At 41.2% G+C, this 301-nt stretch carries 1 protein-coding gene; it reads right to left on the reverse strand.

Annotated elements, in window-relative coordinates:
• A partial coding sequence (locus EHS11_RS01625; protein WP_135762680.1) for a hypothetical protein occupies positions 1–274 on the reverse strand: 274 nt, incomplete at its 3' end.
• Positions 275–301: the final 27 nt, after the last annotated feature.

A 301-nucleotide genomic window follows, 5' to 3' on the forward strand; every position in this document is an offset into this window, starting at 1 on the left:
TCCATTGGTTCAATTTATTATAGGTTTTAGAAACCATATTCTCTATCGACCTCAACGGATTACTCATAGACATAGTATTCGCACGGGCCTTAACTTGCTTTTCTTGCATCTTACCACGCATAAAGCTCATGATGTCGGAAACAAACGCTATCTGATCTTCACTCCCCCCTGTAGCCCGGATAAACGCTCCCGCCAAACTCGAATTAATCTGATCTTCTATCTTACCTTTAATCGAAGACTTAATCCCCGCCACACCACCGGAAATATAAGCCATAATCATATCTTTGATAAATGAATCCGC

The organism is Leptospira ilyithenensis (assembly GCF_004771005.1).
Lineage (GTDB): Bacteria > Spirochaetota > Leptospiria > Leptospirales > Leptospiraceae > Leptospira_A > Leptospira_A ilyithenensis.